This is a genomic window from Scandinavium lactucae, assembly GCF_033843265.1.
GTDB lineage: Bacteria > Pseudomonadota > Gammaproteobacteria > Enterobacterales > Enterobacteriaceae > Scandinavium > Scandinavium lactucae.
Window position 1 is genome coordinate 1 of sequence record NZ_JAWXRD010000011.1, and the last position, 16,765, is coordinate 16,765.

Genomic DNA, 16,765 nt, shown 5'->3' on the forward strand with positions numbered 1-16,765 from the left:
CGTTCAGCTCTTCGCCCAGCTTGCCGCGAATATCGTAGGCTTTAAAACAGGTTAACGTATTCATGTTTACCTTTGACTTATTCAGCTTCGACCATATCGATCCGCAAAGCGGACAATATCATCATCTTCAAGATATGCGCCCGATCTAACTTCAATAATATCCAGTGGGATTTTACCGGGGTTTTCAAGGCTATGTTTTGCGCCAACGGGAATATATATAGACTCATTCTCGGAGACTAATTGTATATTGTCATTGATAGTGACTCTCGCGGTTCCTGAGACAACAATCCAATGTTCTGCCCGGTGATGGTGCATTTGCACAGAGATCCCCTCTCCAGGTTTAACTGTGAGATGCTTCACTTGGTATCTTTCACCACAATCGATAGAATCATATTTACCCCACGGGCGATATACTTCTCGGTGCGAGTGGTGCTCTAATCTACCAGCGTGTTTGATACTCTCAACAATATGCTTAACATCTTGTACAGCATGGCGGTCTGCGACCAAAACAGCATCCTTAGTTTGAACAACGATAACATTATCTAAACCAATTGAGGTGACTAGCGCAGACTCAGAATAAAAATAGCTATTTTCAGTATTATGAGTGATTACATCTCCGCGATAAACATTTCCATGTTTATCTTTATCACTGATATCCCAAAGAGATGACCAAGAACCAACATCACTCCAACCTGCGTCTAAGGCGACAACCGCAGCCCTATCTGTTTTTTCCATTACAGCATAATCTATTGATTCAGATTGGCACTCAACAAAAGATTCTATGTTGACCCGCACAAAATCAAGATCATGCTCAATTGACGAAAAAGCATTTATACATGAATTATATATTTCAGGACGATGGTGTTTAAGCTCTTCAAGATAGACAGATGCACGAAACATAAACATGCCGCTATTCCAGAGATACTTCTGGCTAGCCAAATACTGTTCAGCAGTTGCAAAATCTGGTTTCTCTTTAAAACCGGCGACTTTATGACCACCTGTCCCAAGGCTTTCTCCTACCTGGATATATCCATAACCAGTTTCCGGATGCGTTGGCACAATCCCAAATGTTACCAGATATCCTTGCTCGGCAAGCTTGATAGCTTGATTAATTGATAAACAAAAATGCTCTACATCTCGAATAGCATGATCCGCAGCCAAAACTAAAAGAATAGGATCATCCTCTTCATCTTGCGCCGCCGAGTACAGTGCAGACAATGCTACTGCAGGAGCAGTATTTCTGCCAACGGGTTCGAGAATAATACCACCAACATCAATTTTGGATTCACGTAGTTGTTCCGCAACTAAAAAGCGATGCTCATTATTACATACAATAACGGGTGGCCTATGATTTATATCATCAAGCCTAGTAATCGTATTGACTAACAAGCTGCGCTCATTTAATAGTGATAGGAATTGCTTTGGATATTGCTCACGAGACAAAGGCCACAACCTAGAACCCACACCACCGGCAATAATAACAGGTTGAATCATTTTAATTCCTCATCGTTTGCAAAAAGGAATCGGTTATCGCATCCCAATAAAAATGGTTACAAACATAGGTAACTTGTCCTGCATCATCATTATTTTTTCCCCGTGAAATCTGAAGGGTTCTAAAAATGTCCATAACATCTTTTGGATCAAAATAATCAGCATGTTCTTTTGCAATCTCTTGAAAAACTGCGATATTGCTACAGGCAACATTGCAGCCAAAATACATTGCTTCAATAATCGGCATCCCGAACCCTTCATATAAGGAAGGGCTAACAAAACAACATGACCGTTCATAAAGGTTAAGCAACTCTTTTTCTGATATATTATCTATAATACTAACATTATCAGCAAGAGACAGATCGTCAATAAGTGTATGTACACCGCCGCGATAACCTAAGTCACGGCCAACGAGCACAAGCTTAGAGTTAGGATCAACATTTTTTACATATTCAGAAAATGCCAAGACTAGATTCTTATGATTTTTCCGTTTTTCAAAAGTCGCGATATATAAAAAATCAATATCTCGTTGCAAAGGCACTCTGATCGTTTCTTCAATACCATTATATGAAACGAAAACATTTTCTGGATTCACACCGCAGTAATCCACAAGTTGTGTTTTTGTGAATTCACTGACGGTTAAAATGTTACTAACTTTTTTCCATTGCATTTTTTGAATATAGCTAGATATATTTTTGAGCAAGGCGCGATTGTACTCAGTGAAATTCCTTATATCATGTACCAATTGATAGTAGTTTTTCTTTCGAGCTGAAAATAACGGCACTGGCATAAAATCATTAATAATGATGCCATCCAATTTAAAACACAAAAAGCTCAAATGTACAAAATGTAAAATTCGCCGAACAGGTGCGGGAAGCCTATCATACCTGGGTACCGTTATTACATCATCAGCCCAAGCAGGCTCTTCGCCTTGCTTCACAACGGCAATGACTTTAACATCATTTCTTTTTAGCAGGCTTCTCGCAAAAAAATCAAACCTTTTGTTGGCACCAGTTATTCTATTCGCTTCATAATATAAAGAAACGAGATTAATTTTAGTCATCCATTTAACTCACATTCAAAAAAGCAAGGCCAGCGTTTATAACGTAAACCGATTAATGAATATCATAGACATGAAAGATATTCATTAATAACAATTTGTTCATCAAAACGTCTTGAAATATAGTCACGACCCGCACGCCCCATTTCCTCTCGCGCTTTATGATCCATTAAAATGACTTTCTCAAGAGCGCAGGTTAAAGAAAGAACAGACCGAGGTTCACATAAATAGCCTGTTTCATTATCAATAACAGCCTCACGACAGCCGACGTTGTCAGTCGTGACGATTATTTTACCCATTGCAGCAGCTTCCAGAAGGCTTTTGGGCACACCTTCCCGATAATAAGAAGGAAGAACAACACAATCATTGTTTTGTAGAAGATCTTCTACCTTATCGGTCTTGCCTAAAAATCGCATTACTCCATCGTCATGCCATTTATTTATAAGCTCCAAGGGTACAGCGGAAGGATTATCTTGATCAACAAATCCAGCCAAACTGAAATGGACTTTATCTCCGTATTTATCTTTCAATATTTTTGCGGCTTGAGCAAACTCTGCTATTCCTTTTTCTTTGATCAGCCTTGCAATAAGAATATATTTAGTGATGCCATCAGTTTTACGATTATTTAGCTGAAATCTACTAAGATCAACTCCAGAACCAGGTATGAGTCGCGTTTGTTCTTTATGCACGATTCCATCATTAACAAATTGAGTAAGATCGTCATTATTTTGGAAAAAAACAATCTTTGCGCGTCGTTGCGAAATTTTATAAAGAATTTTTATAATGGATTTTGTTTTCGAACGCTCTATAAAAGCTGTACCAAGACCTGCAATATTATTGATAATTGTGGCACTTGATAAATATGCAGCAAACGTACTATAAATATTACTTTTAGGAGTAAAATTTAAAATGTGAGAAGGTCGTATTTTCCTATATATTACATGATACTCGATAAGAGTTTTAGCTTCAGTAAACGGATTCATCCCTCTTTGAGATATATTGACATTGAAGAATCCACAGCCTAACTCTTTTAGTTTCTCAGTATATGCATCTGCAGGACTGACAATAAATACTGAGTGACCTTCCTCGAGTAATTTTACTATTGTATTTTTCCTGAAATTATATATATACCAACTTGTATTTGCAGATATAACTATTTTCAACATAATTTTATTTTCGCTTTAATCCCTAATTACGTAATTTTTTTGGACTTTATAACAACAACTGAATAATACTGATAGTAGTAGAAGTTGTAACCATAAACTCAAAGAAGTTACCAGACTTTCATGGAAGAAGGTGAATATGATCGTATACGCAAAAAGCGAATAGAAAACTTTAGCCCAAATGAACATCTTTGAAAGCTTCCATAGTAGCCCACAAATGAATCCATGTAATGCCATCATGATATATGAAACGGTCCATCCATAGAATACATAGTCAGAAAATGCTGTATAAACATTCGTTGGAACACCTACATATACAAACTCACGATGTAACGTTTCAGGTACCGCGAATCCTGCTATCTTCATAAAAATACGAATAAGATTACTATCAGCTATCTTGCTACTGAGTAAGTAAAATTCCTGCATCGCAATTGTTGGACTTGAGACATAAATTGCCAAATATGTTTTTAATGCTTCCCAAAAGCTACTATTGGTATTTGTTCTGATAATAAAGCTAAAGAAAGAAAACAATGCAAGCCCTAGAAAAGCAAACATAACTATCGATTTAAACTTTCGTCTAGTGGTTATAAAAAAGGTTGAAATGAACAACATAAATGTCGCTTGTTTTGATGTACTAACCACTGCCACCACAAGCAATAACATCATAAGTACAATAAGCAATATTTTACTTGATGATTTGATTTTCCTTGCTATCAAATAATATCCCCACACAATATAAATTAGAGTGAAGAAATATTGGACCGCAGAATGTCCATCCGCAACTTCCTCGGTTCTAATTTCATGTAAGGAGTTTTTTATTTCCTGAAGAGAGACGTTATACCCAGCAATTCTTACTATGATGTAAGATAGTGAAAAAAAACATAACAATACAAATAGTGTATTCGAATGAATTTTTATACTTTCTCCAAAATTAATATCCTTTCCCTTTATCAATCCTGAACCACAAAATGAAAATAATGAGAAAACAAAAATATTGCCAAATATAAACAATTGTGTTTCTACTTTAAAATCATAAGTCAATATGTCGCTTGTCCACAAAATTATTGCAGAGACAAATATATAGGAGGAGGACATTAAAAATACAGGATTGAATGTGTCCCTTGAAACTTTGTATGCTAAAAAAGAAAGTGGCAATAGTAATAATATTAGATACATTATTTCACCGAAAAAGCTAAAGACTTAGCAGTTATTATTCAAATTTCTTGAGTGCCTCACCTAGAAAATCACCATTACTAATTTTCAGGCTTAGTCTCTCAGCTTCTACGCGGCAATGTTCCCACTGGTTTTTGTTTCTTATGATGTGTTCAAGTTCATTTAAATTATCTATCACGACGCCACATTTCTCACGTCTAACAAATTCAGCTAGTGCAGAACCACTCCATACAACTACAGGTATAGAGAGGGATAAATAGAGAGATGCTTTATGTGGGTTGTTATATTTTAAATACTCACCAAACATCCCACTACAAGTCAATTGAGAATCACCATCCCACACTAATCCATAATAGGACTTATTCATTGACATTAATTTTCCGGGATTATCTGCATCAAAGACCCCATGATAATTTAATTTTTCTGATGTCCCATTATAGTTTATACCATATATATCTACAGGAAAAGTAGGTTCCCAGGAATATAAATACCCTGCTTTTTCTTTTGAAAGATTACCGGCAATGAGCAATGTTATATCTACACAAGCTTCTATATTCCTCGTTTGAGAATCACATTGATGGAGATAATCAAACAAATTTAATTCAATAATATTGATGTTTTCAACGCCAATATCCTTCATGTAACTAGTCATTGTTTTGTTATGACTGATTATATTTGTTGCTTTATAAATGAGAGTATCTTCTTTAGCTTGTTTCTTTCGTAAAGAATTTAGATCATGAACAATCAATGAAAAATTAAATGATCTGAAAAACGTCATAATTTCCAGTAGCTTCCCATAAGGCTTTGCTAATGGGTAGTTGAATACTAAATGTTCACCCTGCCTACAATTATTAAGGAATTTCATAAATGCGATCACACTGGAAATCCTTTCGAATATCCCTCCAATGCTTAACGGAACTTTAACTACTTCAATTTCTTTTCGCTTTTTGAGTATATTAAAAATATCATGGCGCGCTTTATATCCTGCATGATTTTCAGATTCAGTCAGGTCGTGAATATAAATATATTTTTTACTCATGATCATTTTCACCATTTAAAAAGTATAATGCCGATGAAATTACTTGATGCATGTCGTAATATTTATATTCTGCAAGTCGTCCACCGAAAATAACTTTTTTCTCTTCGGATGCTAATTTTCTATACTTGTTAAATAAATTCATATTTTTGACATTATTTACAGGATAATACGGCTCATCACCCTTCTGCCATTCAGACGGATATTCTTTGGTAATTATTGTATGTTTTGTATCAATTGGATCAAAATGTTTGTGCTCTATTATACGTGTAAATGGAATATTAGCTTCTGTATAGTTAATAACAGCGTTACCCTGATAATTCTCAATATTTAATCTTTCGCTTTCAAATCTAAGTGACCGATACTCCAAAAGTCCATAGCAATAATCAAAATACTCATCAATAGGACCGGTATAAATTATCTTATCTGCCAACTTTGACAATTCTAATTTATTTTTTAGAAAATCAATACCAAGTCTTACTTCAATACCTTCTAGCATTTTATCGACCATTTTGGTATACCCACCGATAGGTATTCCTTGATAGCGATCTGAGAAATAATTATTATCGTATGTCATTCTTACAGGTAAGCGATTAATTATAAAAGCTGGGAGATCTGAAGCTTTTCTTCCCCATTGTTTTTCCGTATAACCCTTGATCAATTTTTCATAGATATCACGACCAACCAAAGAGATTGCTTTTTCTTCAAGATTCGCAGGTTCTTTATCACCGAGTTCTTTTCTTTGTTCATTGATAACATCTAAAGCTTCTTTTGGTGTTTTTACTCCCCAAAGTTTGTAAAATGTATTCATATTAAATGGCAAGTTGTACAGTTCACCTTCATAATTCGCAAGAGGTGAGTTTGTGAAACGATTAAACTCTACAAATGAATTTACATAATCCCATATTTTTTTATCATTCGTATGAAATATATGAGCACCATATTTATGAACTTGTATTCCATCATTATTTTCGGTGAAAGCATTTCCTGCGATATGTGATCTCTTTTCTATGACAAGTACTTTTTTACCTTTTTTATTCAACTCATGAGCACATACAGAGCCATATAAGCCAGCACCAACGATAAGATAGTCGAACATTAATCCACCAATCATTTAATAAGATAAATTTGTTTAGAACGTAAGAACAGATACATTAATAACGTTACAACTGATTCAGTTATAAGAAGAGAAACAGCAGCACCGACTTCTGCATAGCGAATAACTAGCGGGAAAATTATTAGCATATTTAACACACCACTAACAATTAAAATTCTACTAAACTGTTTTTTATAGTTATGGGTCAACATTGTTTGAACACCAAATATATTGCTCATCACCACAACAAATGGCAGAAATGCCATACAACGAAGAACTGTAATTGCTTCGTTGTAATTTTCCCCCACACCGAATTTTATGATCCATGGGGCCAATATGAATATCGCAATCGAGCCCAATAGTGCCAAGCCGCCGACAATTCGTACAGATTTTTTAATCAGACTCATCGCGTGTGCGTAATCACTATCAAATAAAGTATTTATTCTTGGATAAAGCGCCTGTGTTATGGGGCTTAATAAACCTTGGGCCGCACTTCGGATAGTGTTTGCGGCATTAAAGTACCCAACGGCAGTAGGCCCCGAAACGAAACCCAAAATAACGGTAGTACTTGTCGTATAGAGACTAATAGCCGATGTCGAGACAAATACATGCCATCCATCGCGGAGACTCTGCTTGATTCGTCCAAAGTCAAAACTGAACCCCGTTAACCACCGTCTTCGTCTTATTAAATAAAATCCGAGGAGACCAGCAATCATGTTAACGGACCCTTGAATTAAGGCTGCAAGCCAAACATCACGTGGACTATGAACGAATATAAACGTTAGCGGTATCACTAGGCATCTTGCCGAAATTGTACATAAGGTAATCCATTTCATTTTTTCCATACCCTGGAAAAACCATACTGGATAGAGAATATTGCCAATCACAAGAGGACTAAAAGCCAGAAGAATGTACCAAACATTTTTATATTGAGTCACAGTGGCGCATACTATGGCTAAGACAGTAAATGCTGCGACAGCCAGCATAAGCTTTGAAAATATAACACTCCAGAAGATTTGAGTAAGTTCATTTTTATCATCTTTATTTTTAGCAACCTGTTGTGTTGCAGTCCAGTTGAAACCATAATCAGTTAAAAGAACCAGATATTGCATTGATGCTTGACAAAAACCTAGTAACCCAAAATACTCTGGACCAAGAACACGAACAAGATAAGGGAATGTTATTAACGGTAATATATATGAACTGCCCTGAACCAAGGCTAAATAGAATATGTTTTTATTAAGAGTTGAGTTTATTTTCACTATTTGCCACACGCCAGGAAAATTTAAATACGCTACCGCCCCTGGCTCAACAGCTACCAGTGCACTGCACGAAATGTCAGTATCTAAGTTCGTTTTGTGGTTAAAATTTAACCACAAAGCCGATCAATCTAATCCATTATTGTGGTCTGAATTACGGCTCAAAACAAGGGGAAATACCCCAGAAACAAGACAAAAAAACGCTATGCACTACCAAAATTAGTCATTGATTTTAAACGAAAAAACGGCAGTGATGCTATGAGTGCGCGTTAATCGCATCATAACCTCCCCTGCCGTTTACACGAACATTCAAACTAACGGATGGTTTAATCCACCAGCAGCTTCTTAATGCTCTCTCTGAACTTCGCACCCTCTTTCAGGTTGCGCAGCCCATACTTAACGAAAGCCTGCATGTAGCCCATTTTCTTGCCGCAGTCGAAGCTGTCGCCGGTCATCAGCACCGCATCGACGGACTGTTTTTCCGCCAGCTGTGCGATAGCATCGGTGAGCTGAACACGACCCCAGGCACCGGGTTCGGTTTTTTCCAGTTCAGCCCAAATATCGGCAGACAGAACATAGCGACCCACGGCCATCAGGTCAGAATCGAGAGTCTGCGGCTGGTCCGGTTTTTCGATGAAATCAACGATACGGCTGATTTTACCTTCAACTTCCAGCGGCTCTTTAGTCTTGATGACCGAGTATTCGCGCAGGTCGCCTTCCATATGCTTCGCCAGCACCTGGCTGCGGCCGGTTTCGTTGAAACGGGCAACCATCGCGGCGAGGTTGTAGCGCATTGGGTCAGCGGTGGCGTTGTCCAGCACGATGTCTGGCAGGACAACCACAAACGGGTTATCGCCAACAATCGGACGGGCGCAAAGAATTGAGTGGCCCAGACCCAGCGGTTGTGCCTGGCGCACGTTCATAATGGTCACGCCCGGTGGGCAAATGGCCTGCACTTCCGCCAGCAGCTGACGCTTCACGCGCTGCTCAAGCAGTGACTCAAGTTCATACGAGGTGTCGAAGTGGTTTTCCACTGCATTTTTCGATGCGTGGGTGACCAGGACGATTTCTTTGATCCCTGCAGCAACAATTTCGTCGACGATGTATTGGATCATCGGTTTGTCAACGATCGGCAGCATTTCTTTAGGAATAGCCTTGGTGGCAGGAAGCATGTGCATCCCGAGGCCAGCTACCGGAATAACTGCTTTCAAATTAATCATTTTCATGTCCACCTGTGAATGGTTGGAGAATTATAGCCAGTCAGAACGTTTTATCCAGCATGTTTTTTTGATGATACCTGGCAAGTTTTGATAAAACTTCGGGGTTAATCCGATAGTTGCGACAATATACCAGGAATCGTCGTATTTTATTTACCCGGCAGTCTGAAATTTAACCCGCTGGCGTTGACGACCTGCTGATCAACCCGGTCGATGTCGACCGAACGTACACCCTTCTCATTCACCGCCTTGATGTTGGCCAGTGAGAGCAGCGTGTCCTCTTTTGCCATGAACTTCCCGCGCACGTCTTTACGCAGGTCGAAGTTCATCGACAGTGCCGGGCCGCGGTCGGCATCCTGCATCACGCTGATGTTGCGCATAAACAGATGCTGCGGCTTGTTGTGCATCTCAAGCGAGGCGCGTTTCAGGTTGAGGTTGGTTATCGCCACGAACGACTGCGCGTTACCGGACGAGATCTGGATCCCACGCAGCTTGTAAGGCAACGTGGTGTTATCCATCGTCACGTCGTTAAGTTTAAAGTTTTGCGGGATTGAAAGATAATTGCCCTTGATAACGCCATAGCCAATCAACATCCCAGCGCTATTGACCATATCGATATTATCAATAATGAAATTATCACAGCCGTAAATGGCTACGGTGGCATTATCAATTCCCGCTTTTTTACTGAACTCCGGGGTGATATTACGCGCTTTGATATTACGAATAATAAAGTGTTTGCCGTTCTCGACGTGAACCAGCTGTCGACAGTTGCTGCCGGTGATGTTAGCCACTACAAAGTTCTTGACCGCCTGCTCTTCCGGATAGCCATTGTCGTAGGTGCTGCCCGCCAGGCCAATGCCGATCCCCCAGTTGATTTTGCCGTTGGTGCAGTTGATGTTGTCGATAACGTGGTCAGAGATCAGGATATTTTTATCGTTGATCGCCACGTTCCACTCGATGGCATCCCCCTGCAAATGGGTGAAACGACTGTGAGTAATCTTCACCCCGTCAAACTGGTTATGAAAGCCCTGACGCAGAATGCCGTAGTTGGCCCTGGTGACGGTGATGTTGTCGATCAGCAGATTACGCATATTGCGCTTATTTTTTCCGCCGATATATATCTGCGCCACCGGGCCGTAGCCACTTAGCGTCACGCCCTGGATCACACAGTCTGAGCCGCGCACATCGAGGCAGATATTGTTCAAACTGCCGTTTTTGCCGATGATTTTACAGCCATCCTGCAACGCAAAGCGCCCGCGCCCGTTGCCCTTCAGGGCACCGGCAATCTGCAGAGTTTTGCCCGGCGGAATAATGATCCCGGTGTTGATATTTTCACAGACCACGCCCGATGGCACTTCAACCACGTCGGCGTCTTTAAACGCATCGTTGAAGGCACGGATCCAGTCGTTACCGGGATTGTACTGGCGGATATCTACCGGGTCTTTACGCCCCAACGCACGCGCAGCGGGGCTGTTAATGAGCGGCAGGGCGGCCAGCGCAGAGCTGGCCCCAAGGAAGGCGCGTCGTGATAGCGTGATTTTTTTATCGGTCATGCGTCCTCTTTTTACAGCGTTTGCAGCAGGCTGGCTAACTCGCGGTTAATCACCTGCTGGTTGAACTCAGCTTCGACTTTGGCTCGCGCTTTGGTCACGACCGGTTGCAGTGCCTGCTGGTCAAACGCCCCCAGGGCGTTGAGCCGGTCGGCAAGCGATGCCGCGTCGTTCTCAGGTACCAGCCATCCGGACTCACCGGCATCGATCAGCTCCGGAATACCGCTGTGTACCGTGGACACCACCGGAATGCCCACCGCCATCGCTTCCATCAGCGCGACGGGAATGCCTTCCATGTCGCCATCGGCCCCGGTGATGGACGGCAGCAGGAACACGTCGGCCTCATCGAGCATCGCTTTGACTTTATGGCTGGGTGCAAACCCGGGCATCTCTATCACGTCCTCAAGCTGATACTGCTCGATAAGCGTGCGCAGGCGGCGCTCCCAGGGGCCAATGCCCAGAATGCGATAGTGAAAACGCACCCCGCGTTCTTTCAGCTGACGGCAGGCTTCTATCGCCACGTGCAGCCCTTTTTTCTCGGTTAAGCGCGCGACGGAGATAATTTGTAGCGTCTCATCCGGGGCTTTTACCGGGCGCAGCGCGAAACGCTCCATATTCACGCCCATGCGCGACACCACGATTTTGTCTGCCGGGCAGCCCATCGTCTTCAAACGCCCTGCCCACAGGTCGCTTATTGGCAGCATTAAATCGCCGCGACGAAACAGCTGCTGATACTCCGGGGTATAATGGCTGAGCACATCCCGGCTGGAGATGTCGATCCCGTGGAAGACGGTGGCAATTTTACCGCGCAGAACGCCCAGCTCGCGCAGCTTGGCGGCGGTCACCCCCGCCGGACCAAAGTGGGCGATAAACACATCGGCACAAATCGGCGTGGTGTTTTGCGCCGCAATAGATGAGAGGATTAAATTGCGCGCTTCATGTCCGTAACGGCGGGCGTTCATTGCCCGCCAGGTCGCCCCCCGATGCAACCCTTTCAGGGTATTGACCGCGCGGTGGCGCAGTTTGGTGAGTTTGCCCGCGGGTTCATCCTGCAACCAGCGGGTTTTCTGCGCCAGACCGTAGCGGGTATACGCCTCATGGGTGTTGGTCATATCGCCCTTCAGTAGCGCGACAATCTCCACCTCATAGCCCATCTCAATGAACGCCACAATCTGATTTAAAACAAAGGTCTCTGACGACAACGGGAATTTTAACAGGAAGAAACCAACCTTCATTTCCCCTCCCCGATGCGGTCCAGCACGGATTTGACCATCTGCATACCGGTCTGGCGTTCGGCCTTCACCGCCACGCGCAGGCGTTCATTAATCGCGGGCAACTGGCCGAGCGTGTAGGCCACCATCGCCCCAAGACTGCCGTCGAGCAGATGACGGATGTCAATTGCCATTTCCGGCATCCCGAGCTGCTGCATGATCCCGGCGGACTTGTGTTCGTAGTTGATAGCAATCGCCGGGGTATCGAAGTTCATTGAGATAATCGCCGAATGCAGACGGGTGCCAACGGTTAAATCACAGGCACCGAGAATTTTGCCCATTTCGAGATCATTCAGTTCGTCCATCACCACGTGGTAGCGGGAGGGGTCGCTGATGTGCTTTTGCAGGTTCAGGGCCACCATGCGGTCGTCTTTGTTGTAGCTGTCGATCCCGGTGCAGGTTGAGAGGGCAATCACCTGATAGCCAGAATCGATAATGCGATTCACCACCCCGGCGAAGGCTTCTTCGTACGCCTGCTGGGTGGTGCCGAGACGTTTATCAAACGGCGCGAGTTCACGCAGAGTCACAGCCACGGTTTTTTGCTGGCCGATTTTGTTCAACCAGTGCTCCACCGCATAGCTGGCGGTGAAATCTTGTTCGTGATGATCAACCAGCCAGGCGGTATCGACCCCCTGCTCAACTTTGGCAGTAGTGATATCGCTGCGCTGCATCAGGTTCAGGCTGACGGATTCACGCAGGATCAGCGCCTCGCACTGGCCGAAAACGTAGTTCGCGAGCTGATTAAACTGCGGCTCCTGGAACGGGCCGACGCTGTGACCAATCATGTACAGTGGTTTTTTGGCCATGAAAGTACAGAGCGCATGTTCAAACTGCGGCGCACCGTACAGGTCCACAAAGAACGAGCCGCCTACCTGAATAATCGCGTCATAGTTGCTGAGCAGCCGGACGAAATCGGTAAACCCCTGCGCGATGGCGATATTGCGCAGCTTGCCGCTGTCGGTGACGCGGGAGAGCAGCACCTGATGCTGATAGCGACGACGCAGGACTTTTTTCACGCGCCCCACCACGCCCGCCGCGCTGTTGTGCTGTTTCATCTGGGTATACAGCGGATCGCCCATTACCGGACGATTCAGCAGCCAGGAAGAGCTCACCGGATAGCGGCTCATCACGTCCACTTCCGCGTCCGCATTCAGGGTGGCAATGGCATCAAGCAGGCCGCGCAAAATGGCGCTGTCACCGCGGTTGCCGCAGGTGTGGTTGCCAAGGATCAGTAATTTCATGTGTGACCTCTTATAGGGGTTCTTAATTCATCGGGGCGGCTGAATCACTCAGCCCGCACGCAAAAGCATTTTCATTTTTTCACTACGGCACAGCTGGCGTTTCATCTCCACCACCAGCGGATGGCGCGACAACACAATCATCAGCGCGAACGCCAGCGCCCCGGCGGTAATCTGAATCACCAGCAGCAGCGGCAGCGACAGTGCGCCGTTCAGCGTCACACCCAGTCCGTAGCTCACCACCAGCGTCGGCAGCGACAGATAAAACGGCAGCCACAGGCTGAGGATGTACTGGCGATAGCTCGATCCCAGTACCGGTTTGATCATCACGAAATAGCTCAGCACGGTATTCACCACCTGCACCAGCAGGAAGCCTAGCGTCACGCCAAGCGCCCCGGCCAGATGGCCGCCAATGATAATCGCCGGAATAAACAGGAAGGTTTTGAACACGTTGAATTTAAAGCTGATGTCGACGCGCGCTTTGGCCATCAGCAGCGAACCAATCGGGTTGCCGATCGAACGCAGTAACCCCACCACGCACAGCAGTTGCAGAACAGGCACAATGCTGACCCACTTCTCACCAAACACCAGTGGCACCACATTGTTGCTGACCACCATCAGGCCAAGCAGCACCGGGAAATTGATAATGCCCACTACCGACAGCAGCTTGTAAAAGTTCACGCGCAGTTTGGCGGTATCGTCCTGAATTTTGGCGAACGCCGGGAATAGCACGCGGGTGATAATCGGGTTAAGCTTCATCGGTGGCACAACGGCCACGTTGTACGCCAGGTTGTACCCCCCGGCGACGCTGGCCCCGAGAATACGCGCCAGCACCAGCGTTGAGAGGTTGGTGTTCACATAGTTGATGATGCTGTCGGCAGTCAGCCATGCGCCGAAGCGCAGATTGGAGGACACCGACGCCAGCGAGAAATGCAGCCCCGGACGATAAATCCGGCGACCAAACCAGCCAAACAGCAGGGTCCGCACCGCACTGTTCACCAGATAACCGAGAATGGCGGTCATTGCCAGCGGCCAGAAATGCGCACTGACCACCGTGAACGTAAACCCCGCCAGCACGGCGGAGGTTTCAATCATGCCAATCTTGTTGAATTCCAGCTCTTTTTGCATCAGGGCGCGGAACTGCTGCCCGTGCGGGATAACCACAAACGCGAACGACAACGTACGCATCAGTGGGGCCAGATCCGGGTTGTGCAGAACGTCAGCAATGAACCCACTCAGGGAAAACACCAGCGCGAACACGACAATTCCTAAGCCGACGTTCAGCCAGTAGAGCGTGGTCAGCTCCAGATGGCTGATTTCTTTACGCTGGATAATGGAGTTGGCAATGCCAAAATCCGACAGCGTGTCCGCCAAGGCGATGATCACCAGCGACACGGTAAGCAGACCGAACTGGTGATTGTCGATAATCCTCGCCAGCACGGTCATCTGCACCAGCCCCAGGCCGATGATGACCACCGTGGCCATGGCGGACCACTTCGCCCCGCTGATGGTTTTTTCTCTCAGGCTCATGTCACTACCTCAATACGCTGCTTTGTTGACAAAGCCTTTGAAAATCGTCAGGAAAACAATGCGAATGTCGAACCACAGGCTCCATTCACGGATGTACTCGAGGTCAAACTCGATACGCTTTTCCATCTTTTCCAGGGTGTCAGTTTCACCGCGCCAGCCGTTAATTTGCGCCCAGCCCGTTATGCCCGGTTTCACCTTATGGCGCAGCATGTAGCCTTCGATCAGCTGACGATACTGTTCGTTGTGTGCCACCGCGTGCGGGCGCGGGCCAACAATCGACATCCCCCCGGTCAACACATTGATAAACTGCGGCAGTTCATCCAGCGAAGTACGGCGCAGGAAGTTGCCGACGCGGGTCACGCGGGGATCGTTCTGGGTGGCCTGGGTAACGACGGCGTCGTTTTCCATTACCCGCATCGAGCGGAATTTCCAGACTTTGATAGGCTTGCCGTCCATACCGTAACGGGTCTGGCGGAAGATAATTGGCCCTGGCGAGGTGATTTTGACCGCCAGGGCAATACACGCCAGCACCGGGGAGATCAGCAGCAGGATCAGGCTTGCCAGCACGATGTCTTCCACCCGTTTCAGCACGCGATTCAGGCCAGACAGCGGGGTGTCATACAGGGGCACCACCGGCACGCCGTTCACTTCGTCGATGCGCGAATGCAGAATATTGAAGGTGAAAACGTCCGGGATAAGGATCACCGAACAAGTGGTATCGGCCAGTTCGCGCACCAGGTCTTTGATGCAGGCTTCATCCTGCATCGACAGCGCGATATAGACGTTATGGATTTTCCCGGCGCGGGCATCTTCGATCAGCTGTTGATAATTACCCGCCCAGTCGGCATTGACTCCGCCCGGTTTAGGATCGTGATAGCTGCCCACCACTTCAAAGCCGAGCCACGGCTGATTGCGGAAGCTGTCGAGCAAAATCTGCCCGGCAGGCATATCGCCTGCTACCGCCACCTGGCGGATGTTGTAGCCGCGGTTACGCAGCCAACCCACGCCATAACGAATAAAGGCGCGACAGGCCACCATGCCGCAGGCGCTCAGCAGATACCAGGCGAGCCACACGGCAAAGCTATTGCTGAAATCGTCGTTAAAGGCCAGCAGCCCGGCGCTGAAAATCAGGGCCAGGGTCCAGTTTTGTAGCAGTAATAACAGTTCGGTGGTGATACGCACGCCGCGCCATGAGCGATAGAAATCGGTCATTCCGCCGATCATCTGAAACACCACCAGAGTAATCAGCGCCATCAGCAAATGCATGTAGGAAAACGGCAGTGCAGCGCCTTTGCAGACCACCCACAGCCCGCCGAACATAATGGTAATGTCGGAGAATCGCTGCACCATTGAGATTAACGATGCATTCGTTTTGGCTCGTTCGCGCTTTCTTAGAGTCGTCATCGTTGTTCCTGTTAAAAATGACCCTCCCCCGTCCGGGAGAGGGTATGTATTTACTGATTCAGCAGCGCCAGAATGTCTTTCGTTTTCGCTTCCATCAGCGCCGTGTCCCCGCGTGATTCCACGTTCAGACGCACCACCGGCTCGGTGTTCGAGGAACGCAGATTGAAGCGCCATTCGTCGAACGCCAGACTGATGCCATCGGTGCGGTCAACGTCCAGCGCGTGCGGCGCAAAATGCTGCTCAACGCGGGCAATCGCCGTTACCGGATCGGCCAGTT

At 45.5% G+C, this 16,765-nt stretch carries 13 protein-coding genes and 1 pseudogene; all 14 read right to left on the reverse strand.

Features of this window, described 5'->3' with window-relative positions:
* Positions 1–81: 81 nt before the first annotated feature.
* Positions 82–1,494, reverse strand: a complete 1,413-nt coding sequence (locus SIK69_RS07805; protein ID WP_319785806.1) for a mannose-1-phosphate guanylyltransferase/mannose-6-phosphate isomerase — start codon at positions 1,492–1,494, stop codon at positions 82–84.
* Between the two features lies 1 nt (position 1,495).
* On the reverse strand, positions 1,496–2,554 hold the full coding sequence (locus SIK69_RS07810; RefSeq protein ID WP_319785807.1) for a glycosyltransferase family 4 protein: 1,059 nt from the start codon (positions 2,552–2,554) through the stop codon (positions 1,496–1,498).
* A gap of 62 nt (positions 2,555–2,616) precedes the next feature.
* On the reverse strand, positions 2,617–3,717 hold the full coding sequence (locus SIK69_RS07815; protein ID WP_319785808.1) for a glycosyltransferase family 4 protein: 1,101 nt from the start codon (positions 3,715–3,717) through the stop codon (positions 2,617–2,619).
* A gap of 15 nt (positions 3,718–3,732) precedes the next feature.
* Positions 3,733–4,890: an O-antigen polymerase gene (locus SIK69_RS07820; protein WP_319785809.1), complete on the reverse strand. Its 1,158-nt coding sequence runs from the start codon at positions 4,888–4,890 to the stop codon at positions 3,733–3,735.
* Positions 4,891–4,924: 34 nt separating this feature from the next.
* On the reverse strand, positions 4,925–5,926 hold the full coding sequence (locus SIK69_RS07825) for a glycosyltransferase (protein WP_319785810.1): 1,002 nt from the start codon (positions 5,924–5,926) through the stop codon (positions 4,925–4,927).
* The gene (glf, locus tag SIK69_RS07830; RefSeq protein ID WP_319785811.1) at positions 5,919–7,022 is read right to left on the reverse strand and encodes a UDP-galactopyranose mutase; all 1,104 of its coding nucleotides are present in this window, start codon (positions 7,020–7,022) and stop codon (positions 5,919–5,921) included. Before glf ends, SIK69_RS07825 begins: the two co-directional genes overlap by 8 nt.
* 11 nt (positions 7,023–7,033) lie before the next feature.
* Positions 7,034–8,398: a flippase gene (locus SIK69_RS07835; RefSeq protein ID WP_319785812.1), complete on the reverse strand. Its 1,365-nt coding sequence runs from the start codon at positions 8,396–8,398 to the stop codon at positions 7,034–7,036.
* A gap of 206 nt (positions 8,399–8,604) precedes the next feature.
* On the reverse strand, positions 8,605–9,498 hold the full coding sequence (galF, locus tag SIK69_RS07840; protein WP_319629314.1) for a UTP--glucose-1-phosphate uridylyltransferase GalF: 894 nt from the start codon (positions 9,496–9,498) through the stop codon (positions 8,605–8,607).
* Between the two features lie 146 nt (positions 9,499–9,644).
* Positions 9,645–11,048 (reverse strand): colanic acid biosynthesis protein WcaM, encoded by a 1,404-nt coding sequence (wcaM, locus tag SIK69_RS07845; RefSeq protein ID WP_319785813.1) that lies wholly within the window; start codon positions 11,046–11,048, stop codon positions 9,645–9,647.
* Positions 11,049–11,059: 11 nt separating this feature from the next.
* A complete protein-coding gene (wcaL, locus tag SIK69_RS07850) occupies positions 11,060–12,280 on the reverse strand; it encodes a colanic acid biosynthesis glycosyltransferase WcaL (protein ID WP_319785814.1) in 1,221 nt (406 codons plus the stop codon).
* Positions 12,277–13,557 carry a colanic acid biosynthesis pyruvyl transferase WcaK gene (gene wcaK / locus SIK69_RS07855; protein WP_319785815.1) on the reverse strand — a complete coding sequence of 427 codons (1,281 nt, stop codon included), beginning with the start codon at positions 13,555–13,557 and terminating at the stop codon, positions 12,277–12,279. Before wcaK ends, wcaL begins: the two co-directional genes overlap by 4 nt.
* A gap of 48 nt (positions 13,558–13,605) precedes the next feature.
* On the reverse strand, positions 13,606–15,084 hold the full coding sequence (gene wzxC / locus SIK69_RS07860) for a colanic acid undecaprenyl disphosphate flippase WzxC (protein ID WP_319629310.1): 1,479 nt from the start codon (positions 15,082–15,084) through the stop codon (positions 13,606–13,608).
* A 9-nt stretch (positions 15,085–15,093) separates the two neighbouring features.
* Complete coding sequence (gene wcaJ, locus SIK69_RS07865; protein ID WP_319629309.1) at positions 15,094–16,488, reverse strand: undecaprenyl-phosphate glucose phosphotransferase; 1,395 nt, start codon at positions 16,486–16,488, stop codon at positions 15,094–15,096.
* 50 nt (positions 16,489–16,538) lie between these two features.
* A pseudogene (locus SIK69_RS07870) lies at positions 16,539–16,765 on the reverse strand (phosphomannomutase CpsG); the annotation flags it as partial.

What these genes read in the sequence shown, in the direction of transcription:
- SIK69_RS07805 (WP_319785806.1), bottom strand. Translation starts at nt 1,494, where the DNA reads ATGATTCAACCTGTTATTATTGCCGGTGGTGTGGGTTCTAGGTTGTGG.
- SIK69_RS07810 (WP_319785807.1), bottom strand. Translation starts at nt 2,554, where the DNA reads ATGACTAAAATTAATCTCGTTTCTTTATATTATGAAGCGAATAGAATA.
- SIK69_RS07815 (WP_319785808.1), bottom strand. Translation starts at nt 3,717, where the DNA reads ATGTTGAAAATAGTTATATCTGCAAATACAAGTTGGTATATATATAAT.
- SIK69_RS07820 (WP_319785809.1), bottom strand. Translation starts at nt 4,890, where the DNA reads ATGTATCTAATATTATTACTATTGCCACTTTCTTTTTTAGCATACAAA.
- SIK69_RS07825 (WP_319785810.1), bottom strand. Translation starts at nt 5,926, where the DNA reads ATGAGTAAAAAATATATTTATATTCACGACCTGACTGAATCTGAAAAT.
- glf (WP_319785811.1), bottom strand. Translation starts at nt 7,022, where the DNA reads ATGTTCGACTATCTTATCGTTGGTGCTGGCTTATATGGCTCTGTATGT.
- galF (WP_319629314.1), bottom strand. Translation starts at nt 9,498, where the DNA reads ATGATTAATTTGAAAGCAGTTATTCCGGTAGCTGGCCTCGGGATGCAC.
- wcaM (WP_319785813.1), bottom strand. Translation starts at nt 11,048, where the DNA reads ATGACCGATAAAAAAATCACGCTATCACGACGCGCCTTCCTTGGGGCC.
- wcaL (WP_319785814.1), bottom strand. Translation starts at nt 12,280, where the DNA reads ATGAAGGTTGGTTTCTTCCTGTTAAAATTCCCGTTGTCGTCAGAGACC.
- wcaK (WP_319785815.1), bottom strand. Translation starts at nt 13,557, where the DNA reads ATGAAATTACTGATCCTTGGCAACCACACCTGCGGCAACCGCGGTGAC.
- wzxC (WP_319629310.1), bottom strand. Translation starts at nt 15,084, where the DNA reads ATGAGCCTGAGAGAAAAAACCATCAGCGGGGCGAAGTGGTCCGCCATG.
- wcaJ (WP_319629309.1), bottom strand. Translation starts at nt 16,488, where the DNA reads ATGACGACTCTAAGAAAGCGCGAACGAGCCAAAACGAATGCATCGTTA.